At 68.3% G+C, this 23,367-nt stretch carries 13 protein-coding genes; 9 read left to right on the forward strand and 4 right to left on the reverse strand.

Going from position 1 to position 23,367, the window contains the following annotated elements; genetic code table 11:
• The first annotated feature begins 50 nt into the window (after positions 1 to 50).
• The 3 genes from GIY56_RS12295 (at position 51) to GIY56_RS12305 (ending at position 3,475) form a co-directional block, all read left to right on the forward strand.
• On the forward strand, positions 51 to 335 hold the full coding sequence (locus GIY56_RS12295) for a DUF6522 family protein (protein ID WP_230312472.1): 285 nt from the start codon (positions 51 to 53) through the stop codon (positions 333 to 335).
• A 187-nt stretch (positions 336 to 522) separates the two neighbouring features.
• A complete protein-coding gene (locus tag GIY56_RS12300; protein ID WP_154765144.1) occupies positions 523 to 1,224 on the forward strand; it encodes a VIT1/CCC1 transporter family protein in 702 nt (233 codons plus the stop codon).
• Positions 1,225 to 1,567: 343 nt separating this feature from the next.
• Complete coding sequence (locus tag GIY56_RS12305; RefSeq protein ID WP_154765145.1) at positions 1,568 to 3,475, forward strand: calcium-binding protein; 1,908 nt, start codon at positions 1,568 to 1,570, stop codon at positions 3,473 to 3,475.
• Positions 3,476 to 3,531: 56 nt separating this feature from the next.
• On the opposite strand, the gene GIY56_RS12310 is transcribed toward GIY56_RS12305, so the two are convergent.
• The 4 genes from GIY56_RS12310 to GIY56_RS12325 form a co-directional block, all read right to left on the reverse strand.
• Complete coding sequence (locus GIY56_RS12310; RefSeq protein WP_154765146.1) at positions 3,532 to 6,456, reverse strand: calcium-binding protein; 2,925 nt, start codon at positions 6,454 to 6,456, stop codon at positions 3,532 to 3,534.
• A gap of 307 nt (positions 6,457 to 6,763) precedes the next feature.
• Entirely contained in the window at positions 6,764 to 11,314 is a 4,551-nt protein-coding gene (locus tag GIY56_RS12315; protein WP_154765147.1) for a polysaccharide pyruvyl transferase family protein, read from the reverse strand.
• A 410-nt stretch (positions 11,315 to 11,724) separates the two neighbouring features.
• A complete protein-coding gene (locus GIY56_RS12320) occupies positions 11,725 to 12,174 on the reverse strand; it encodes a hypothetical protein (RefSeq protein WP_154765148.1) in 450 nt (149 codons plus the stop codon).
• 58 nt (positions 12,175 to 12,232) lie between these two features.
• A complete protein-coding gene (locus tag GIY56_RS12325; protein ID WP_154765149.1) occupies positions 12,233 to 15,058 on the reverse strand; it encodes a M10 family metallopeptidase C-terminal domain-containing protein in 2,826 nt (941 codons plus the stop codon).
• Between the two features lie 485 nt (positions 15,059 to 15,543).
• Here GIY56_RS12325 and GIY56_RS12330 point away from each other — a divergent pair, with 485 nt between their 5' ends.
• The 6 genes from GIY56_RS12330 to GIY56_RS12355 are packed head-to-tail and all read left to right on the forward strand — an operon-like array spanning position 15,544 to position 23,367.
• The gene (locus GIY56_RS12330) at positions 15,544 to 16,758 is read left to right on the forward strand and encodes a PP2C family protein-serine/threonine phosphatase (protein WP_154765150.1); all 1,215 of its coding nucleotides are present in this window, start codon (positions 15,544 to 15,546) and stop codon (positions 16,756 to 16,758) included.
• Positions 16,755 to 17,093 carry an STAS domain-containing protein gene (locus tag GIY56_RS12335; RefSeq protein WP_154765151.1) on the forward strand — a complete coding sequence of 113 codons (339 nt, stop codon included), beginning with the start codon at positions 16,755 to 16,757 and terminating at the stop codon, positions 17,091 to 17,093. The genes GIY56_RS12330 and GIY56_RS12335 overlap by 4 nt, the downstream gene beginning before the upstream one ends.
• Positions 17,094 to 17,095: 2 nt before the next feature.
• Positions 17,096 to 17,509: an ATP-binding protein gene (locus GIY56_RS12340; RefSeq protein WP_154765152.1), complete on the forward strand. Its 414-nt coding sequence runs from the start codon at positions 17,096 to 17,098 to the stop codon at positions 17,507 to 17,509.
• Positions 17,509 to 20,511 (forward strand): hybrid sensor histidine kinase/response regulator, encoded by a 3,003-nt coding sequence (locus GIY56_RS12345; RefSeq protein ID WP_154765153.1) that lies wholly within the window; start codon positions 17,509 to 17,511, stop codon positions 20,509 to 20,511. Before GIY56_RS12340 ends, GIY56_RS12345 begins: the two co-directional genes overlap by 1 nt.
• 10 nt (positions 20,512 to 20,521) lie before the next feature.
• Positions 20,522 to 22,219, forward strand: coding sequence for a DUF3131 domain-containing protein (locus GIY56_RS12350; protein WP_230312473.1), 1,698 nt, complete (start codon positions 20,522 to 20,524; stop codon positions 22,217 to 22,219).
• Positions 22,216 to 23,367 carry an acyltransferase gene (locus GIY56_RS12355; protein WP_230312475.1) on the forward strand — a complete coding sequence of 384 codons (1,152 nt, stop codon included), beginning with the start codon at positions 22,216 to 22,218 and terminating at the stop codon, positions 23,365 to 23,367. The genes GIY56_RS12350 and GIY56_RS12355 overlap by 4 nt, the downstream gene beginning before the upstream one ends.

Genomic DNA, 23,367 nt, shown 5'->3' on the forward strand with positions numbered 1-23,367 from the left:
TCTTCGGTCCCGCCGACGAACCGCCTGCCGCCTGAAGAAAGGAATGCGCCATGGATCCCCGCTTTGCCATGAAGGTCGGGTTCGACGGGGACCGCCCCGTCATCGCGGCGGCCGAGATCGCACCGCTGCTGGAGCTTGACGTTCCCGCTTTCCAAGGTCTCATGCGGTCGGGGGGCATCAGAAGCACGGTCGAGCGCGGCGAGGGACAGGACGCAGGCAGGTTCCGCCTGACGTTCCAGTCGCCCCGGTGGCGCGTGCGCCTGACGTGCAACGGGGACGGGGAGGTGCTGACCCTGACCCGCCTGCGGCTGACATCGCCACCGGCAGCGCCATAGGTGCAGGGCCTTCGTGCCGGGCATCTGCCCTGGCCCGGCATCCGGCGGCACGTCACGCTGCCCCGGTCCCCGGCGCGTTTCCTTGGAAGGCGGTCGATGCCGTCATCCTTGACGCGCGGCGCGCCTTGCGCATCCGTTCCGCCCGCGCCCGAACGGCGCCGCACCCCGCCCGAGAAGGAGTCCCCGCATGAGCAGGCTGTCCCATTCCGAAGTCCACATGGTTCACCGCATCGGCTGGCTGCGGGCCGCCGTGATGGGGGCCAATGACGGCATCCTTTCCACGTCCAGCCTGGTGGTGGGGGTGGCGGCCGCCGGGTCAGGGCGGGCCGAGGTCCTGATCGCGGGCCTGGCCGGGCTGGTGGCGGGGGCGATGTCGATGGCGGCGGGGGAATATGTTTCGGTCAGCTCGCAGACCGATGCCGAGAACGCGGACCTGGCCCGCGAACGCAAGGAACTGGCCGAGATGCCCGAGGCCGAGCTTGAGGAGCTGACGCAAATCTACCAGGCGCGCGGCCTGACGCGCGGCCTGGCCCGTCAGGTGGCGGTGCAGCTGACCGCGCATGACGCGCTTGGCGCCCATGCCCGCGACGAGCTGGGGATCTCGGACACCGTGACCGCGCATCCGGTCCAGGCGGCGGTGGTCTCGGCCCTGACCTTCGCGGCGGGCGCGGGGGTGCCGCTGGCCGTGGCCCTGCTGGCGCCGCCCGCGCAGATCACGGTCGTGGTCGCGACGGCCACGCTGCTGGCGCTTGCGGTCCTGGGGGGCCTTGGCGCGACCGCGGGCGGCGCGGGCGTTTTGCGCGGCGCGATGCGGGTGGCGCTGTGGGGCGTCCTGGCCATGGGCGCGACCGCCCTTGTGGGGACGCTGTTCGGCGTCGGCGCGGGGTGACGGCCGTTTGATGCCGCCGGGACCGGGATTGTGAGCCTGGCGCAAGGTTGCGGTGCCAGTCGGGACCAAGGGGCAACGAACGGCAGGCACATGACAGCGCAAGGCGTCTGGATCGGCATCGGCTTTCTGGGGCAGGCGTTGTTCAGCGCGCGTTTCCTGGCATCCTGGCCCTTCCGGAACCCCTCGATCGCTCGGCAGAGAAGGGCCAGGGCGCAGGAACACGGCTTGCGGTCCTTGCTTCCGCCGTCCTGCAACTGCAACTTGCGCCCCGTTGCCGCGTTCCCGTGCGGCACCGGCGGGCGTCGCGCTTGCCCTGCCTTTTCTTGCGAACTGGATATTCCCGATGGACTGTGCCGACCCGAGTTTCAATTCCAGCATGGCCGACTGGCGCGCCGTTTCCTTTGCCACGCGATACGTCACCGTGGTCGATCAACCGGACCTCGTCACCACGCTGGACGGCGAAACCCTTGATCCGCAGCTGCGCGGATACGTGATGCAGAAGCTGCGGGGCGGCCAGGACCTTGCCGTCCTGAACGATCCCTTGACGGGAGAGCCGGTGCGCGACGGCGCGGGCCGCCCCCTGGTGGTGCGGCTTGACGGCAAGCCGTCGGACACGGCGGGGATGGCCAACATGGTCGGGTGGCGGACAGCGGCGGGCCTTCGCATCGCCCACGGGGGATCGGTGGCGCAGGTCCTCGACGCCTTGTCGGGGGCCTTCCCCGAGGTGAATGTCCTGCGGCTGGATCTCAACGCCCCCACGGCCCGATCCGCCGCCGCCGCCGATTGGGCGGCCTTCGCGCGCGCCGCCGCCGAACGCGGGTATCGGCTGATCATCCAGAACTCGGACGGAGAGCTGGCGGGCGGTTATGTCCGGGACCGGCCGGGGGCGCATATCCTGGGCGCCGACCAGCTTGGCCCGGCGGACGCGCTGGACCAGCCGGACGGGCCGTGGAAGATCAACCGGGTGCTGCGCGACTGGCAGGTCATGCTGGCCTGGTTCGCCCGGCCCGAGAACGCCGCCATCCTGGAGGCGGTCGCCGGGTGGGAGCTGATCAACGAGCCGATGGCCTATGGCAAGGGACCAAAGGCCGGGCGTCTCTACAGCCGGCACATCGCCGATCTTGTCGGCGCGCTGGACTGGGGCGGCAAGCGGATCCTGGTCGGGGGGTTGGGGGCCTCGGCGCAGTTCGCGGATCTGGACCACGACATGATCCGGCAGGCGGCAGGCCCGGCGCTGGTCTGGTCGGTGCACATGTATCCAGGCTGGGTGACGCCCGGCCATCCCGATCCCGGCAGGACGGGTTTTGAAACCCAGATTTGCAAGCGGCTCGGCGCGCTGCGCGACAGCGGCGACGACATCCTGATCACGGAAACCCAGTTGCACACCGCGTCGGGTTCCCTGTCGCCCCTGGGCACGGACAAGCGGGCGATCACCAGCTTCAACATGGCCCGGGAACTGCCCTGGTTGGCCGAGCAGGGGATCGGCTTTACCTGGTGGCCCCCGACCGGCCGGAAAAGCGAGCTGCTGCACTGGAACGGCAGGCATGGCGGCTATGGCGTGTCGGTCGAATCGGCGGCCTTCGCGCATTGGGGATGGTCGCGCGCCTCCGGTCCCGGCCTGTTCCGGGAAGCCTGGGCCACGGGGGGCGACGATGCGGCCGCGGTGTCCCCGCAGGCGGCATCCGACCGCGACAGGCTGACGGATGGCGTGGGCGATGCCCATGGCCTGATCTTCGGGATGGAAGGCAACGACAGCCTGCAAGGCCACGCGGGCACCGACATGCTGTATGGCGGCGCCGATGACGACGTGCTTGCGGGGGATGGGGGTGACGACTGGCTGTTCGGCGACCGCGGCGACGACGTGATCGAGGGGGGCGAGGGCGACGATGTCCTGATCGACCCCGAGGGCGGCAACCGGATGGCGGGCGGTCCCGGCGACGATCATCTGGAAGGCAGCGGCCTGCTGGACGGTGGTGCGGGCGCCGACCGCCTGATCGCCGCGAATGCCGCCGCCACGACCCTGACCGGGGGCGACGGGCCGGACCTGTTCATGCCCCCGCCCGAAGGCGAGGTGACGATCACCGACTTTTCCCCGGCCGAGGACAGGATCGACTGGACCCTGCTGGGTCCGGGGTTCCGCTGCGACCTGGGCGTGGCCCGTCAAGGACAGGATACGCTGCTGTCCTGGGGCAAGCTGCGGGTCAGGCTGGTCGGCGCCGATTGGGGTCCGGGCGAGGGTTGCGCGCGCTGACGACGGGCTGCCAGCCCGGCGGTGCCGCGATGGCACGGCCAGGCTGCCCCGCGCCGTCACAACAGGAACGAATCCCCGTTGAGCGAGGCCGCATCCTCGATCAGGAACTCGAAATCGCTGACCCGGTTGCCATCGACATCCGCCGCGATCAGGGTGCCGCCCTGGACGGCGCGCGCCGAAAGCTGTCCCGCCGTGCCCGAGAACGCGGCCGACCCGATAAAGATGAAGGCGTCATTCCCCGCAAGATCGGTCCTCGCGTCGATCGCGCCCAGGTCGATCCGGTCGCCCTGCGTGTGCTTGAAATAGGTGATCCGGTCGCGGCCATCGCCCACGGTCGATTCCGACAGCGCCAGGAAGACGAAGGTATCCGCGCCCAGGCCGCCGCTCAGCGAATCGGTGCCTGCGCCGCCGGTCAGGCGATCCTTGCCCCCATCGCCCAGCAGGAAGTCGTTCCCGATCCCGCCGGTCAGCGTGTCGTTGCCGTCCGCCCCGTCGATGGTGTCGTTGCCCGACGCGCCGTCGATCACGTTATGGCCGCCGTTGCCCAGGATCGCGTTGGCCAACGAGTTGCCCGTTCCCGCGATGCTTCCGCTGTCGGCCGCCAGCGTCAGGTTCTCGACATGCGCGCCCATCACGTGGCTGATCGCCGAGATCACGGTGTCGGTCCCGCCATTCGCGCTTTCGGACACCCTGTCGCCCGCGCTGTCCACAAGGTGGATGTCGTCGCCCGATCCGCCCGCCGTGACATCGCCGCCCGTGCCGCCGTCCAGCGTGTCGTTGCCGCCCGAGCCGATCAGCGAATCGTTGCCCGCGCCGCCGTCGATCGCGTCGTCATCGCCATTGCCGTCGATGTAATCGTCGCCATCCTCGCCGAAGATGGTTTCGTCGCCATAGCCGCCCCGGATCGTGTCAACTCCGGCACCGCCGGACAGGGTGTCGTTTCCGCCCCCTCCGGTCAGGCTGTCATTGTCGGCCTCGCCCGCCAGGAAATCGTCGCCGTCGCCCCCGTCGATGATGTCGTCGCCCAGGCCGCCCCGCACGGTGTCGTTGTCCGTGTTGCCGGTGACGGTATCGTTGCCGTTGCCGCCGGCGATCAGGTCATTGCCGCCCTCGCCCGTCAGGGCGTCATTGCCCTCGCCGCCGACCAGCACGTCATCGCCGGTGCGCCCGGCCAGCACGTCGTCGCCCGCCCCGCCGTCCAGCGTGTCGGAGGCGATGCTTCCGGTCAGGGTGTCGTTGCCCCCAAGCCCCGCGACCCACGCGCCTTCCCAGGTGAACTTGTCGCCCTCGACATCCGCATAGCCGACCGTGACGTTGTCGTTCAGGTCGGTGGCCTGGACGATCCCGTCGGGCCGGCGCATGTTCAGGAAGATGGACCGGCTGGCGCCCTGTTCGACGATCAGGTCGTCGGCAAGCCCGTCGCCGTCGTGATCGACCAGCGTGCCCGCCGCCAGCAGTTCGGCCTGGGTCCACAGGCGGCCGGCCATCGTCAGGCTGTCGCCCTGGTCAAGGCGCAGGTCGGTGACGGTGTTTTCGGTCTCGACCTCCAGCACGAAGCGGTCGCGGCCGCGCCCCCCGGTCAGCACGTCGCTGCCGCCGCCGCCGTTCAGCAGGTCGTCGCCATCGCCGCCCATCAGGACATCGCTGCCCGCCCCGCCCAGCAGCGTGTCGCGGTCCGCCTGCCCGAACAGGTGATCGCGCCCCGCGGTGCCTTGCAGCACGTCATCGCCCCGGCCGCCGTACAGCATGGCGATGGTCTGTTCGATCCCCGTCAGCGTGTCGTTGCCGTCATGGCCTGCGGCAAAGCCCATGCCGTTCAGCGCCAGGCGGACGCCGTTGTCGTCATAAACGTTCCCGGCCAGCAGGGTGGCCGTGACGGCCTCGGACGCCGCATGGGCGGGATCGGGTTCGCCCAGAAGAAACGCGTTCATGCCCTGCGCGAAGATGTCGGGATGCATGAAGTTGACGTGCCGCCCGTTGAGGATGTTCACGAAGGTCGATCGTCCGTAATCGGCGCCCGCGAACCAGCCGATGCCGATCCCGGCATCCGCGAACGCCTCGTAGGCGCGCGCCATCCAGAAGGACATCGCGGAACCGGGGTCGAGGTTGGTTTCGGTCAGGACGATGTCGTCATCCTCAAGCACCGCGAAGCGTTCGGCGATCAGGTCGACCATGCCTTGGACATCCTGGCCCGCCCCGGCCGCCCAGTCGGGATAAAGATGGACCGACCAGATCAGATCCTCGCCCACCGCGGCGCGGATCTGGTCCAGCACGCTGGTCCGTCCGTCGCCGGAGATGGTTTGCGCCAGCACGTCGAACTGCGCGGAATAGGCCCAGCCACCGACCATCAGCGGCGCGTCCGACCGGGCGTCCAGGAATTCCGACAGGGCGGCCAGGTGGTCGCCGTAAAGGCGGACGAATTCGCCGGTATTGCCGCCCAGCGTCTCGGCGCGGCTATAGGCTGCGGGTTCGTTGACCGCCTCGAAGGCGTAAACCGCGTCCCGCACGTCGGGATGCCCGTCCAGCCAGTCCAGCATCCTGTCCCAGCCGTCGATCATCCGGTCATGGGCCTGTCCGGTCAGCCCCGCGCGGAGGGCGTCCAGGCCCAGGCCGTCGCTTTCGCCAAGGCGCTGCAGGTCCCCGTCGGCATAGACGAACAGGAAATCGAAGCCCTGCGCGGTGGCGGCGGTCAGGAACCGCTCGAACATGGGGTCGAGCGAGCCGTCGGGGTTGAAGGAATAGGCGTTGAAGGGGATACGGATCGTGGTGACTTCGGGCAGGCTTTGCCGAAGCAGCTGGGCATAGGCCTCGGGGCTGTTCTCCATCCCCACCGGGCGGGTCTGGAACTGCGATTGCCAAAGGTAATACTTGCTGTCGGACGCGACATTGGCGTCATAGGTTCCTGCCGCCTTGTCGGCCACCATGGCCTTTTCGGCGGCGACCTGAAGGTTGATCATGCGGATGTCGGTCGTGGCAGACATGCCTGTCTCCTCTGCTGGTTCGTCCCTCCTTCCTTCAACATTGCACAGATTGAACCTACCGGATCACAATATGGTTCAACCCTGGGTTAAATCAACCTAAAGTTTAATTTAAAGTATTAAGCATTATCAAACTTCTTTATGGGTGATTAACCCGTAAAGGTTGTTTTTCATGCAAGGGCCGCGCATCCTGCCGCTGCGGCGGCAGATCGGCGCACGCGCCATCCAGGCGCCCGGGCAGGCGCCGGCGCGTTCTTGCGGTTGGTCATGCGGTGATGCGGTGATGCGCCCCGGCCAAGGGGGCTGCCGGTCAATCGGCGGTCTGCGCAAGCGCCCTTGTTTCGTCGGGGGCGTACCGCCCAAGCGCACGGTCCAGGATGGCGGGCGTAAGCGTGCCATCGGCCACGCGCCTGTCCAGCAGCACCAGGGCGGCCCGGACCGCGGAAACCGCGCCCTGCCGCGCGGCGCCCTGGCCCGGCCGGTCCAGGACGCCGAACGCGTCGCCATCGACCTGCGCCGATTGCTTGCGCGCGCCGGTCGCCGCGGACAGCGCGCGCAGGCAGGACCGCATCCGCCGCATGAACGCCCGGTTGTCGCGCGTTTGCCGCCAGACGCGCAGGCTTCTGGCGCGCGTGCGGTTGCGCAGCACCTGCACGACCATCTCGGCCACCGAGCTGTCGGTCAGCACGCGGGGGCGCACGAAGGGCGTCTGGCGGTCGCCGGACAGATCCTCGGACAGCAGGCGGAACTTCACGGCCTTCTGCTTGTGATTGAAGCCGCCGCCTTGCGTGCGGGCCGCGATGTCGGGCGATACTTCCTTCAACTCCAGCTCTCCGTTCGCGATGCCCTGCCGGATGATCCGGTCGGCAAGCGGGCTTCGGGTCACGACGACGCTGTTGCCCATGCCGTCCTGCTTGTATTCCGGCAGCCAGGCATCGCCCAGCGAGATGTCGGCAAGCTCGGTCATGACATCGGTGCAGAAATCGCAGGCCCGCGACTTGAACAGGCCGGTGCCCCACATGTCCCCCAGCTTCTGCATCCGCACCTGCCCCGCATGGCCGTCCGCGCCCGTGGCCGCGAAGGAATAGTCGCTGGACAGGCTGGCGGGCGACTTCACGCGGTATTCCGCATCGCGATAGCTACCCCGGACGCCTGCGGCTTGCGCCAGGAAGTCGGTATAGAACCGGCTTTTCAGCCCGCCGCAGATGATCCCGGCCAGAAACGGGATCTTGTCTTTCAACGCGGGGTCGTAATGCTGTTTCAGGCGGATGGCCTTGATGAAGCACGCCACCCCCGACACCGCGACGCGCCCCTTGATCCCGCCTATCGTCAGGAAAAGCTGCTCCATCGCGACGGGGTAATAGCGGGTCTTCGATGTGGTCAGGATGTCGTCGCTGCGGTCGAACATGCGATAGGCGTATTGCCCGTCCGGCGTCCGGCGCACGACGAAAAGGTGATCGACCTCGCCCCGTTCCAGCAGCTTGTCAAAGACGAAGGTCGCGATCCCGCCCGACGACGAACTGGGCCGGAAGGCCTTGCTAAACCCGACATAGGTGTTCACGAACCGCCCGATCCGGGGGTCGTGGCGGCCCGCGTCCGGCAGGCATTCGCCGGCGATCGCGTCCTCGTCCCGGACCGCCGCCTCGGGGGCCGGGTTGAAGGGGCAGACCCTGGCGGCACCCTGGGGGACAGGTCCGCCCGTGGCGCGGGGTTCCAGAAAGCCGTCGGGCGTCCAGGCCATCCTCAGCGCGCCGCCGGATTCGGACACGCAGGCGCCGCAGCCCGTGCAATGCAGGTCCAGCGGATGACGGTCGCTGTCCGACACGGGGATCGCATCCCCCGCGGCGACCGGGGACGGTTCGGACTGTCGAACCCGGTGCCCTTCCGGCGTATCCCCGCCCTTTCCGCCGCCCTCCGGCCCGCCCCCCAGGGCATCGGCAAGAAAGCGCAGCGAACGGGACCGAAGCGCATCCAGCCGCCGATTGACCGCAGGCCAGTCGATCGGCCGCATCAGCGCACGGGCATCGGACCCTTCCGAGGCGACGACCAGCCGATCCTCCAGCCCGACGGCCCGCAGAAGCGATTGAAACCGCGCCAGGCCGCGTTCGGCATTGCCATAGGCCAGGAACGGGCGGTTGAAGATGAGGGAAAACGCGACGCCATGGAAGGAATCCGTGACGACGTAATCGGCATTGCGAAACGCCGCCAGCCATCCCTCGACCGACTTGTCCCCGCCCTTCGAGCGCAACGGATCATCCGCCGTGAAGGGCAGCCCGCCGGTCGTGCGGGGATTTATGGCCAGGGCCGAGGAGATCCGGTCGATGACGGCCACCTTGTCGGGGGTCGCGTCCAGCACATAGGCCAGCATGTAGCTGCCCTTGTCGGCGCGCTGCTCATCGGACAGAAGCTCGGAATAGTCGTCGCGGGTCAACAGAAGCGTGGGATCCAGGACATGTCGGGCATCGACGCCGAACATGTCCCGGCACAGGTCCACGGCGCTGTCCTCGCGAACGGAAACCGCATCGAAGGATTGCAGAAGCGGCGCCACGATCGCCTTGTCCGCCGGGCCGTATTCGTCATGCTCGCTGCCGAAGGACGCGGCATACGAGATCTTCCGGGTATTCTTCCGGCTGTCGGACAGAAAGCCCAGGAAAAAGTCGCCCAGAAGGCTGCGCGCATATTTCGGGCGCCAGACCTGGTCGCTGCCGACGATGACCGCGCCGAAATCATAGCGGTCAACCTCGGCCGCCAGGGCCGCGCTGCTGTCGAACGGGCGGGAGATCGGCGTCAGATGCTTCTCGACGAAGATGCGGTTGGGAACGTTCTGGCCCAACCCGATCCGGTCCGAGAAAAGCGGCGTTTCGGCATCCCGCGCCGCGTCCCCGGCGTCAGGCCCGGCGTCCTTCGCACCGTGGCGGCGGTTCACGAGCACCGGATGGTGGCCCATGTCGCGCAGCTTGCGCATCAGCGCATAGGCTTGCAGGTTGCCGCCATAGTTCCGATTCATCGGCAGCGTCAGGATCCCGATCCGCATCGGTTCGGCGGCTGGCCGCGGCGGACGGGCCGGGGCGGCGGCTGTTGTCCCTTCCGCGGCCTCTTCGGCCTTAGCCGGCTGGCGTTTTTCCTCCTTCGGCGCGGAACGGCCTTTCTTCTTGCCGCCCTTCGGATCGGACGGATCGTCCTTGGCCATGCCAAGCGAATCGCGCAACAGCCTTGCCGCCGCCTCACCCGCCGGCGCGCGCGCCGCAAGGTCGTCCAGGGCCGCGTCAACCGCCTCGGGGTGATCGAGGTTCAGGACGATGGCGTCGGGGTTTGCCTTCAGATAGGCCTTCAGGCGCTGCCTGGGATCCAGAAGCCGGCCGTCCGAGATCAGCGCCTCGACCTCTGCCGGGGTCTCGGTGCCGGTCAGAACCTCCCGCAAGGAAGGTCGATCTTTCCCCTGCGGCCTTTCGACATGCTTCGACCTGGAGGCCGCGACATGGGCGGGAAAGCCCGCGATCAGGCTGTCGTCGTCGCGCGTCAGGACCACAAGGATTTCCTCGTCCAGCGGCCAGCTGTCCTGGGCCGCCGCGCGGGCATAGTTGTTGAACCAGCGCACGCCCAAGCTGAACGAGGCTTCGCGTTTCTGCGCGCGCTTCAACCCCTCGACAAGCCGCGTGATCGGACGCGACCCGAATTTCTTTTCCGGCCAGAACATCGTGCCGTGATGGCGCGCCTTCTTGAACATCCGCCACGAAATGGCGCCGGCATCCGCAAGCCCCGCGTCGGTGATGCTGACCAGGGTGGAATGGGGGATGTCGCCGTCGATCAGCTTTGCGGTGGATACGGCCGGGGACATCTGCTTGACCAGATCGCGCGAGGTCTGGACATCCTCGGGTTGCAGGCCGCCCTCGGTGCTTTTCTTCAGGATCGTGCGCAACCTTTGCACGTCGGGATTTGCCAAGATCCCGGCCAGTTTCTCGAACCGCGCCGCCACCGCCTTGCGGTGCAGGCCGGACAGGACCGGATCGGCGAACAGCCGGTCGCGTTCCTCGGTGAAACCCGACACGTTGTCCGCCACGACCAGGTCCGAGACCTGGTTGTGGTCGCCGTTGCGCCAATAGTCGATCCCGTGCCGGTTCGAGTTCATCAGCCCGTCGCCCCGGAAGATCTTCAGCAGATATTCGTCAAGGCTCTTGATCATGAAATGCGCGACCTCGGCGTGGTCGCGGTGGATCGTCTGCTTGCCGCCGTTCCAGGTCAGGCCCTGCTGGATCAGGGGCCGGCCGCCCGCGTCGATCCATGCCGCGTCCGACCGGGTGACGGGTTCGCCGGCCTTCTTGACGAACTTGGGGAAATGGATGGCAAGGCGGACGTTGTCGGCCTGGCGGAACAGGGTCTTGACGCCGACCTTGGGCAGGTCGGCGGCATCCATCGACTGCGTGAACCGCTCGATGACGGGGCGGTCCTGAAACTCGATGTTGTGGGACGATCCGAACAGCCGCCACGGAATGACCATCATGCCCGCCGCCTTGTCATCCATCAGGTCCAGCAGGACATCCAGGGTATGGGGCGGGGACTTGACGACCAGGAATTCGTCCGCGTCCAGAACCATCACGAAATCGGCGGTCTTCACCTCGGGCGCCTGATTGGCGATCTTGAGCGCGCGCGAATGCGGCTTGGCCCCGACCGGCACCACGTTCTCGTAGTAAGAGATCGCCCCCATCTCGTGCAGGCGCGTCAGCATCTCGTGCGTGCCGTCGGTGCAGTCGTTGGCCAGAACCACGACGCGGTCGAAACCGAGCGCCCGATGATAGGCGACCCACTCGATCACATAGGGGGCCTCGTCCTTCATGGAGGTGACGACGGTCGATATCGGCATGAAAGTCTGCGCTCCTGGGGTTTTGCGGCAAAGGTCGCTGACTAGGCCGTCCGGGCCGACGGATCAGCTGTGGATGGGGTGAAAGGGGCCAACAGTCGAAATCCCGGCATCGTCAATGGGAACAAGCGAGCGCAACCTACAACCGCTCAACCTCTGGTGCAAGGCGCGACCGTGCCGGCGGGACGGATCACCCCGGCACGGACGGCAGACCGGGCGGATGCGCCCTTCGGCCCCTTGCGACCGGATCGTCGATGGGATGGAGGCGCTGATGAAGTTCACCCTTCCGGCCCGCGACCGGGGCGATCATCTGCCGGACCGCCATTGGGAACGCAAGGAAACCGCCGAGGCGCTGAGGACGCGGGTGAACCTCCCGGCAGCCCCCCTGGACGGGTCCGGGTGGCGCCCCCGCGTCACCGCCCCTGCCAGCGGGCGGCCTCGGCGGCAAGGGGGTGAGAGCCATAGTGCGCCGTGAAATCCGCCCATGCGGCGGGGGTGCCGGAAAGCCGCGCCGCGTCGAAGGCCCCAATGACGGCGGCCTCGCCCCCCGCGACGGCCATCGCGTCGGCAGGCGTGACCGGCTCGCGCCGTCCGGCCAGGGCCGCGCGCACCCGCGGGGCCGCCGGATCGGCGGGATGGCGGGCCAGGAACAGGATCAGCGCCGCGCTGTTGCCCGCAGCCAGGGCGGCGGCGGCTTCGGCGGCCTCGGGGGCGCCTTTGGGGGCGGGCGGGGGCAGGGGGTCGGACCGGATGGGCATGTCCGCGGGGCCGCCCCCGGGATCGTCGGGGGCGGCCCCCGAAGGGCCGGCCTCGCCCAGGCAGCCGGCCGTCAGAAGCGTGGCGATCAGGGCAAGCCGGGTCATGGCGCGTTCCTTGTCCTTGCGCCCCGCCCGGCGGGATGCCGGGCGGGGCGGCGTGATCTCAGACGAACAGGATATCGTCGGCGAGCCACAGGCGCGAGGCGACGTTTTCGACCAGCAGCGTGTTTCCGCCGCCGAAGTTGAAGAAGACATCCCCCGCGATCTCGGTTCCCAGGGCCAGGATCTGTCCGACCGTCCTGGGCACCCCGCCCCACAGCGCGTCGTCCAGCGCGATGGTGTCGATGTTGTTGCCGAAATCGGCGATCCGGTCGCCGCCGCCGCGGAAGATCAGCGTGTCGGCCCCCAGGCCGCCCCACAGCGCGTCGCTGCCCGGTCCGCCGTCCAGCCGGTCCGCGCCGGTCCCGCCGCGCAGCGTGTCGCTGCCCGCGCCGCCCAGCAGGGTGTCGTTGCCGTCGCCCCCGGCCAGGACGTTGTTGCCGCCGTTGCCGGTGATGCGGTTGGCCAGGGCGTTGCCAAAGCCGTTGATGCCGGCGGCCCCGGTCAGCAGCAGGTGTTCCAGGTTGGCGCCCAGCGTCACGCCCGCCGTGCTGCGCACCGTGTCCACCCCGCCGCCGATTCCTTCGGACAGGCTGTCCAGGCCGTCGGTGACATAGGTGTCGTTGCCCCCGCCCCCGATCATCGTGTCGCTGCCCCCAAGGCCGTTCAGCCAGTTGTTTCCGGCGTTCCCGGTGATGCGGTTGGCCAGGCCGTTGCCGGTGCCCGCCAGTCCGGCGGTTCCGGTCAGCGTCAGCCGTTCGACATGCGCCGCCAGCGCCAGGGAGGCGGAACTGAGGACAAGGTCGTTGCCCTGCCCCGCGGTTTCCCAGATGGCGTCGCCGCCGTCGGTGACATAGACATCGTCGCCGCCCTCGCCCATCAGGCTGTCGCTTCCGCTGCCCCCCGCAAGGGTGTCGCTGCCGTCCGCGCCGCGCAGCGTGTCGTTGCCGCCCCCGCCGTTGATCCGGTTGGCGCCCGCCGTGCCGGTGACGGAATCGTTGCCGCCGCCCAGGACGGCGCCCTCGAAGTTGGTGTAAAGCTCGCCGCCATAGTTGGAACTGCCCGTGCCCAGGTCCAGCACATAGTCGCCCGACCAGCGCGCGGTATCCAGGGTGTCGAAGCCCGCGCCGCCGTCCAGCGTCTCGGCGCCGATCTCGGCCACCATCCTGTCGTCGCCGGACTGCCCGTAATACCGGTGCCCGTCCCCGTCCGAGATGACGGTATCGCCGCCCGAGCCGCCGTAGAAGGTCTCGATCCCGGCCAGCGTGCCCAGGATCGCGCCGCCCGGGGTGCGGGCCTGGCCCGTCTCGAAGTCGAAGACGCGGCCCACGGTCAGGAAGGACATGCTGAGCGTGTCGTTGCCGTTGCCGCCGTCCATCACCGCATCGACATCGCCGCCCCAGCTTCCGATGAGGTAATCGTCGCCGTCGCCGCCATAAAGGGAATCGGCGCCCTCGGCCCCGTACAGCGTGTCGTTGCCGATATAGGCCCAGACATAGTCGTTCCCGGCGCCGCCCTGGTTGTAGTCGTCGCCCTCGGCCCCATACAGCGTGTCGTCGCCGTCGCCGCCATACAGCGCGTCGTTGCCGGTGCTGGTCCAGATATAGTCGCCCCCGGCATTGCCGGTCATCACGTTGGCGGCCCCGTTGCCATACAGCGTGTCGCTGCCGCTGCCGCCGGTGGCGTTCTCGATCAGGGACCGGGTGTCGCCGCCGAACAGCAGGGCGTTGTAAACGTTGCCCCGGGCATAGTTGCCGCCCCCCAGGGAAGCCTGCTGGGTGCTGGACAGCAGGGACGATCCCCCCGGCGCCAGGTTGACGGTGACGCCCGTCGCATAGGCCGACAGGTCATAGGTGTCGATGCCGCCGCCGTCCCAGACGGTCATGAAGATGCGGTTGGCCCCCGGCGTGATCGCGGCCGATCCGTTGATCACGGTGTTGCCGGTGGTCGGATCCCAGGCATAGGTGGTGTTGCCGGAATTCACGCTGTAATCGGCGCCGTACATGTGCTGCAGGGCGGCGATGTCATACATCATGAAGGTCTGGGCATAGCCGAATTCCTCGTTGGTGTATCCGGTGGTGGGACCGCCGACATAGCTGCGATAGGTCATCACCGTGTATTCCATGGCGTCCAGATAGCTGGGCATGGCGCCGAAGCCGCCGGTTTCCTGGCCATGCTTCAGGCCCAGGGCATGGCCCGTCTCGTGCAGCATGGTGTGCCAGTGATAGTTTCCCATCACCGGCGTGCGGCCGGAATTGCCGTAGAAGGAATCGCCCCCATAGGTGGCGCCGTCCGGGTAATAGGCATAGGCCGTGCCCGGATCCGAGGTGTTGGCATAGCGCAGCGTGCCGCTGGCGTCGGCGGTGGTGAAGTCGATCGTCAGGTTGGTGAAGCCCTCGACGGAAAAGCCCGCGGCGGCGGAAGGCTGGGTATAGGCGACCGAGTTCAGCGCGAAATGCACGGCAAGCTGCTGGGCCGCGTTGATCTGCTGGAAGTTGTTCAGCGACTCGATATAGCCCGCGCCATAATCCGAGGCGGCATCCGGGAAGGAATAGGTGATATAGCCGTCGGCCCAGCGGTTTCCGGCGATCAGGCCGTCGATGCCCGCGTCGCCGCTGGCGGCGACCGCCACCGTCGCGTCGCCCGACCCGTTGCGGACCGGCCCGCCGGACGCTGCCGCATCCGCAGGCGCGTCGAACCCTGCGTCGGGCGGGCCGGCATCGTCGGACAGCAGATCCGTGGAATCAAGGGATTCGCGGATGTCGCGAAGCGTGTCGGACAGGGACGGAAGGGACGGCTGGCGCAGGCCCGAAAGGGCGTCGGAAACCGTCGGTGCAGACGCTTGCGACGGGAACTGCGCAAGCAGCGATTGTACACGAGAGCGGGACATGGTTCCTCATTACAACCCAAGAATGACATGCGGGACGATCGGAGAGTGGGCGGCTCGATCCGAAGCCCGAAGGACAGGGCGGAGTGGCGTGCCTTTCTTGCAATCGGGAAAACTCAAATCGTAATCGGCAACTCATCCGCAGAATAATATTAATTCCTTATTAATATTTAATCAACATATATTCAAATCATTCTTCTTAATAATCGCAAGCGGTTGTTTTTATTTTCAAGTCCCGTCATTTGCGAACATTCATGGCGGATGAATACCCTATATGCGGAAACCCGCTGTCGCAAGGCATCATCCGGCCCCTGGGCGAAAGGCCCTGGCCGCTGCCGAAACCGGACGGACCGCGGGACAGGACGTGCGGACCACCCGGGGAAAGGGGATTTCTTTCGTCTCGACAGGAACAACCTGGACTTGTTAAGAATGGTTAACGATAAACCCCCGGACGAAATCCGATTCCCGTTCCGAAGACAGTCATCGCCATGCCTCTCGACCAAGACCGCGCCCGACAAAGGCAATTGTCCGACCGGGTCGTCATTGCCGACGACGATGCGACGCAACGCATCTTCGCATCGACCGTCATCAGCCGCATCGGCTTCACGCCCGTCCTGGCCCGCGACGGGCTGGAGGCGCTGGAGATGATCGAACGCAGCGGCGCCTCGATCCTGGTCTGCGACCTCGACATGCCGGGCATCGACGGGCACGAGGTCACGCGCCGGATCCGCGCCGCCGACCTGGGCCGCTATATCCATGTCGTGATGCTGACGGCCGCGGGCCAGGCCGAGCAGCGGCGCCTGGCGCTGGAGGCGGGGGTGGACGACTTCATGACCAAGCCCCTGGACGCGGCGATGCTGACGGCGCGGATCCGGGCGGCCGCGCGGCTGGTCGATCACGAACAGGCCCTGTCCGACAAGAACCGCGCGCTGCAACTGGCGAAACGGCGCATCGAGCACGACCTGAACGTCGCCGCCGAGGCGCAGCGGCGGCTTCTTCCCGGACCGACGCGCGACATCGGCGGCTGCCGGTTCGGCACGGCCTTCCAGCCCTCGGCCTATGTTTCGGGCGACATGTTCGGGTATTACCCGCTGCCCGGGGACAGGCTGGGTTTCTATGCCGTCGACGTGGCGGGCCACGGCGTCCATGCCGCGCTGCTGTCGGTGGCCATCGGCCATCTGGTGACGGCCCAGTATTTCGCGGGACAGGTGGGCACCGATCCCGGCGCGCCCGACCCGGCGGCGATGGTGCGCGACCTGAACGGCCGTTTCTACCGCAGGGACGGGACCGACTATTTCACCATGTTCTGCGGCGTGCTGGACCAGCGGGACGGGCGGCTTTCCTTTTGCCAGGCGGGCTATCCCAGTCCGATCCTGGCCCGGCGCGACGGCACGACCGCCGTGGTGGGCGACGGCGGCTTTCCCGTCGGCCTGCTGAATGCGGCCGATTTCCACAACGGCACGATCGACCTGGGTGCGGGCGAAACCCTGGTCCTGTGTTCGGACGGCGCCATCGAGGCGGAAGGCCCGGACGACGCCCCCTTCGGCGAGGATCGCCTGCGCGGCCTGGTCGCCGGGCACGGGCACGAGGATGTCGAGGCCCTGCCCGGCGCCATCGTGGCCGCGCTGGCGCAATGGCGGAACGGCCGCCCCCTTGAAGACGACCTGACCGTTCTCGCCCTGGCAAGGAGTCCTTCCGCATGATCCATTCGCATGTCCGCCCCCACGGCATCTGCATCATCCGCCCCGAGGGGGACCGGCTGACCGCGCTTGGCGCCAACGCCTTCCGCCAGGAAGCGTCCGACCTGATCGACGCCGGAAGCAACAGGATCGTCATCGACCTGTCCGCCGTGCGCTTTGTCGATTCCTCGGGGCTTGGCGCGATCGTCGGCCTTCTGAAGAAGGTCGGCAACCGGGGCGAGGTGGTGGTCTGCGGCCTGGGCGATGCCGTGCGGCAGATGTTCCGCGTCACCCGGATGGAACGGGTCTTCCAGATCTTTCCCGACGCGGACGCGGCGGTGGCCGCCCTGGACGGATAGCGATGGACAGCCGCGGTTTCCATGTCGAATGCCGTCTTGACGCGGTCGATGCCGCGATGGCCGCCGTCTGCGCCTTCGCGGGCGACGCGCTGGCCCCCGACGACCTGATCCGGCTGGAAATCGCCCTGACCGAGGCGCTGACCAACATCGTGCTGCATGGCGGCCTGCCGCCCGGCGCGGGGATCGGCGTGACCGTCCGCAAGGTCCCGTCCGGCGTGTCGGTGGAAATCCGCGACCCCGGGCGGCCCGTCCCGGCAGACCTGTTCCAGGCCGCGCGCGACCCCGCCGACCTGGACCCGCTGGCCGAAAGCGGCCGGGGCATTCCCCTGATCGTCGCCCTGTCCGACGCCCTTCATTACGAAGGCCGGGACGGGGCGAACCGCCTGACCCTGCGCTTTGGCGGGCGGGACGCGTGATGATGAAGGGGGGGCGCGTCGTGCCGGTCTGGCAGCAGCGGCTGCTGCATGTCTGCCTGACGCTGATCGCGCTGGCGGTCTTTTCGGCGCTGGCGCTGGCGCCCTTCGTGCTGTCGCGGAACATGGAAACGGCGGACACGTCCTCGATGCGCAGCGAGATGTTCGAGCTTCACCTGAGCATCGACGCGATGCGCGCCGCGCTGCTGGACTGGCAGGCCGCGCGCGCCGGGGGCGGGACCCCCGACGAAAGCCTGGGGTTGCGGCTGGACGAAAGGACGCAGCTTCTGGTCCACCGGATGGGCGTGGTGCTGGCCTATCCGGGCGCGCGGGCGGTGCTGCCGGAAAACGCCGAAACGCTGGGGCGCATCCGCGACCGCGTGGCGGCCCTGCTGGCCCGGGGCGACGGACCGGCGGGCGATGCCGCGCGGTCGCGGGACCGGGTGGCGGACCTGCTGGGACCCGACCTGGTGCAGCTTGACCGCTATCTGACGGACGCTTTCCGCAGGCTGGGGCGGATCACCGCGAACGACCGCTGGCAATTGACCCGGATCAGCCTGATCGCGCAGCGGCTGGCGTCCTTCCTGCTGGTGGTGGGCGTGCTGACGCTGATCGTGCTGTGGATGCAGAACCGCGTCCTGCGCCGGGCCGAGACATCGCTGAACACCGTCATGGGCGACCTGGCCGAGGCGCAGCGCATCGCCAATATCGGCAACGTGCGCCGCGACTACGGGCGCGACATCGTGACCTGGTCGCCGGAATTCGCCCGCATCTACGGTCTCGACCCCGAGGGCCAGATGACCGGCGCCCGGTTCGAGGCCCTTTTGCTGCCCGCCGATGCGGAAAAGGTGCTGGACAGCGAACGCCAGGCCCTGGCCCGCTCGGCCGAGACACGGGCGCCGGTGCGCCGCGACCTGACCTTCCGCGCCCTGCGCGCCGACGGAGAGGTCATCGAGCTGGAGGTCCAGTCGGAGCTGACCGCCAATCCCGACGGCACCCCGCACAGCATGGTGTCCACCGTCCGCGACATCACCGTCGAGGCCCGCGCCCGCCGCGCCTTGCGCGAAAGCGAACGCAGCCTGGCCGCCGCGCAGCGCATCGCCCATCTGGGCAGCTTCCGCCACAACTACAGCACCGGGCGGACCAGCTGGTCGTCGGAACTGTACGTGGTGCTGGGCTGCGATCCGGCGGACGGGCCGCGCCCCCTGCGCCAGATCGTCCACCCCGAGGATTTCGGGGGGGTCGAGGCCCTGTTCACCGAGCTTCTGAAGGGCGGGCCGGCGGGCGGGCAGCGGCAGGTCAGCTTTGACTGCCGCGTGCTGCTGCCCTCCGGCGCCGAGCGGTTCATCCGCGGCACCGCCGAGATGAACTATGACGACGCGGGCGCGCCCGACAGCCTGACCGGGTCCCTCCAGGACGTGACCAGCGACATCGAGCAGGAGCGCGCCCTGCGCGACGCCCTGGCCGAGGCCGAGCGCGCCAACACCGCCAAGTCCGAGTTCCTGGCCGTGATGAGCCACGAGCTGCGCACCCCCATGAACGGCGTCCTGGGGATGCTGAGCGCGGTCGAGGCGACCCCGCTCGACGACCGCCAGCGAGAGCAGATCCGCGTCGCCCGCACCAGCGCCAGGGCGCTTCTGGCGATCCTGAACGACGTGCTGGACATGTCCAAGATCGAGGCCGGCCGGATGGAGCTGGAGGAACGCCCCTTCGAGCTGCGCCCCCTGGTGGGCAGCGTGGTGGATCTGTATTGCGAATCCGCCTGCGCCAAGGGCGTGACGCTGACCGCCCGTGTCGGGGACGATCTTCCCGCCTGGATTACCGGCGATCCGCTGCGCATCCGCCAGATCCTGGCCAACCTGGTCAGCAACGCCGTCAAGTTCACCCATGCGGGGCAGGTCACGCTGGACGTGGACCGCGCCCCGGACCGCCTGTCGCAAGGGGGCGGGCTGTGGCTGCGTTTTTGCGTGACGGACAGCGGCATCGGCATCCCCCTGGACCGCCAGCAGCAGGTCTTCGACCGCTTCAACCAGCTGGACACGTCCTATACGCGACGCTTCGGCGGCAGCGGCCTGGGGCTGGCCATCAGCCGGTCGCTGGCGGACCTGATGGGCGGGCGGATCGGCTTTGCCAGCATGCCGGGGCAGGGGTCGTCCTTCTGGCTTGACGTGGAAGCCGCCCCCGCCGGACCCGCGCCCGCCGCCCATGCCGCCCACCCCGAGGCCGTCCTGCCCCGCCGGTCCGTCCTGGTGGCCGAGGACAACGCGACCAACCGCCTGGTCGCCCGCTCGATGCTGGAACGGCTGGGGCAAGAGGTGGCCTTTGCCGAAGACGGCCTTGCCGCGCTGGAGGCCGTGTCGGCCGGGGGGGTCGACCTGGTGCTGATGGACATCTCGATGCCCGGAATGGACGGGATCGAGGCGACCCGCCGCATCCGCCGGATGGACGGCCCGGCATCAAGGCTGCCGGTCCTGGCGCTGACCGCCCATGCGGGGGCCGCCGAACGCAGCGCCTGCCTGGACGCCGGCTGCAACGAGGTGCTGACCAAGCCGCTGGACCTGGACGCCCTGCACCTTGCCCTGCATCGCTGGCTGCCGCGCGATGCGCAGGCTGCGGCATCCCCGGACCCGTCCGAAGATGCCGTGCTGCAAGACCGGCTGGCCGATCTGGCCCGGCAGATCGGACCCGAGGCCCTGCCCCTGCTGATCGTCGCAAGCCTGGAGGATCTGGCCCGTCACCGCGCCACCCTTGAAGGGGCCGAGGCGGGCCGGCCGGTCGATCACGCGGCCACCCTTCGGGCCTGCCATTCGCTGGTGGGGATCGCGGCGACCCTGGGCCTGACGGACACCGCCGATGCCGCGCGGCGCGCCGAGGCGGCCCTGAAGGACGCACCGGCAAGACCCGGCGATCTTGCCCCCCTGCTGGACCTTGTCCGGGGAATGGAGTCCGCGCTGTCCCGCGCGGCGGAACCGTTCAGGCAGGATGCGGAAACGGCAGCGCCATGACGGAGGACCGATGACCCCTTCCCGCACGCTTTCCCTGGCCCTGGGCGCGGCTGCCGTGGTCCTGCTGATGGGGCAGGGCGCGACAACCCCTGCCGAGGCCCCCGGTCCGGGCCTGTTCCAGCGCCTGTTCGGGACCGCCGCCACCCCGGCTGCCGCCCAGCCTGACGCGGCACCCGGCGCGGCGGAACCCGCGACCGCCCCGGCGGAGGATCCCGCCTTTGCCACCCCCTTCGGCCGCCACGGTCCCCTGACCCCGCGCGAACGCAGGATGGCCGAAACCGCCTGGGCCTATTTCGAACAAAGGCTGCAACCCGAAACCGGCCTGGTCAACGCGGTGGGCGCCTATCCGTCCACGACGATGTGGGACACGGCGTCCTATGTCAGCGCCCTGGTCGCGGCTTATGAGCTGGGCATCATCGACAAGCGCACCTTCGACCTGCGCGTGAACCAGCTGATCGGCACGCTGCGCAACCTGGACCTGTTCGGGGGCGAGCTGCCCAACAAGGTCTACAACACCAAGACCGGCGAAAAGGTGAACTATGCCAACAAGCCGGGCGAGGTCGGGTTTTCCGTCCTCGACATCGGGCGGATGCTGGTCTGGCTGAAGATCCTCAAGGAACGCTATCCCTATCTGGCCCCGGGCATCGACAACACGGTGCTGCGCTGGAACTTCTGCAACGCCATCACCGAGGACGGGCGGATGCGCGGGTCCGTCGTCACGGGCAAGGGCGAGACCCGCTATGTCCAGGAAGGCCGCCTGGGATACGAGGAATACGCGGCCAAGGGATTCGCGCTGTGGGATTTCGACGTGGCGGGCGCGCTGTCGCCCGAGCCGGTGACATACACCGAGATTTACGGCGTGCGCGTGCCCGTTGATGCCCGCGACCCGCGCGTCTTCCAGAACATGAACTATGTCCTGACCGAAAGCTATCTGCTGGACGGGCTGGAACTGGGCTGGAAGCTGCCCACCGACCGGCAGGGCGGCCGCCCGGGCCTGGCGACCCAAGGCTGGCGCGCCGAATTCGCCAACCGCATCTATCTGGTCCAGCAGCGCCGGTTCGAGCAGACCGGCATCATGACCGCCAAGTCCGAACACCAGGTCGAGGGCGCCCCCTTCTTCGTTTATGACGCGATCTGGGCCAACGGTTTCGCCTGGCACACGCTGGACCCCAGCGATGTCTATCAGCCCGACCGCGCGGCCATTGCCGCCAAGGCCGCCATCGGCATGTGGGCGCTGTGGGACACGCCCTATACCGACCTTCTGCTGGATTCGGTGGCCGATCTCTCCGCCGACGAGGGCGGCTTCTACGAGGGCCTTTACGAGAACGGCAACGGCATCATCCCGGTCCAGAGCGCGAACAACAACGGCATCATCCTGGCCGCGCTGCTCTACAAGGTGCAGGGACCGCTCCTGCAACGGCTGAACGGCAACACGCAGTTGTGGGACACGGCCTATCCCTATCAGGAAACGCGTGTCAGCCGCTGCCTGCCACGGCCCCGCCCGGAACCCGTCTGCTGCAACTGCCAGGCGCTTCCGGTCGAACCCCCGGTGCCTGTGACCGAATTCCTGTATTGCCGCCCCGTGCCGCAGCCCGACGGCACCATCGCCGCCACCCAGTGCAGCCTTGAACAGCACGGCCTACCCGCGCCCGCGCCCGCGCCGATCTCGGCGCAGGCCAGCCAATGCCCCATCCCCGGAGAGCCATGATGGAAAAGCAAGCCAAGCCGCGTCTGGTCTGGTTCGACGCCAACCGGGTCTGCGCCGCCATGGGCGTGGTGCTGATCCACTGCACCACCGATTTCTCGGGCGGTGTCTTTCCGAAAGCCGACGCGGCCGACCGCGCGGTGCCGGTCTTCCTGCGCTCCGTCGCGGAATTTTCCGGGTCCGAGATGTTCTTCTTCTTCTCGCTGTTCCTGATGGCGATGCGCATCGACCGGCGCAGCCCGCCCTATGGCCACGCCATTCGCGAACAGGCCCGCCGCCTGCTGGTGCCCTTCGCCTTCTGGACGGTGTTCTATGCCTTCTTCCGGCTGCTCAAGGCCGACGTGGCGGGATACGCCCCCCAGATCTGGGCGCAGCTGGGCGATCCGTGGACCTGGCTGGGCTTCTTCGTGCTGGGCAAGTCGCAATACCACATGCACTTCCTGCCGACGCTGTTCCTGCTGTTCCTGTTCTATCCGGTGATGCGCCTGGCGCTGCGCTTTCCCATCCTGGGGATCGCGCTGTTCGCCACGTTGGGAGCCATGCACCACATCCAGGACTACATCTGGTCGCTGGGGCTTGACCCCGGCCTGCGCGACTATTTCATCCGCGCCACCAAGGTGATGGGATACGTCGGCTATGGGCTGGCGGCCTTCGCGCTGTACGGGTTGTGGCGCGACGGCATCCCGCGCGGCGAATCCCGGCTGATCCGCAAGGGGGCGCTGTATTTCGCGGCCATGGCCTATGTGGCGACGCTGCCCTTCTTCGGCGCGGCGCTGTTCTCGGGGTCCTGGGGCGTGCGGCAGGACTGGTCCTTCTACGGCCATTTCCTGATGCCGCTGATGATGTTTTCCCTGTTCATGGGCGCGCAATATCAGGACTGGTCCCCGCGGTGGAGCTGGCTGGCGCAATTCACCTTTGGCGTCTATCTGGTCCATCCGCTGGTGATCGACCTTTACGACGCGGCGGTCATCAGCGCGGGGCTGTCGCCGCTGATGGCCCCCTGGATGGTGGTCACCAGCCGCTTCATCCTCGTCCTGCCCGCCTCGCTGCTGCTGGCCGTCGGGCTGTCGCGCGTGGGGGCGCTGGCCTGGACCATCGGCCTTGGCCCCGCCCCGTGGGAGGGGCGGCAGAAGCAGGTCCAGCGGGGCTGA

It is taken from the genome of Paracoccus lichenicola (assembly GCF_009708075.1).
GTDB lineage: Bacteria > Pseudomonadota > Alphaproteobacteria > Rhodobacterales > Rhodobacteraceae > Paracoccus > Paracoccus lichenicola.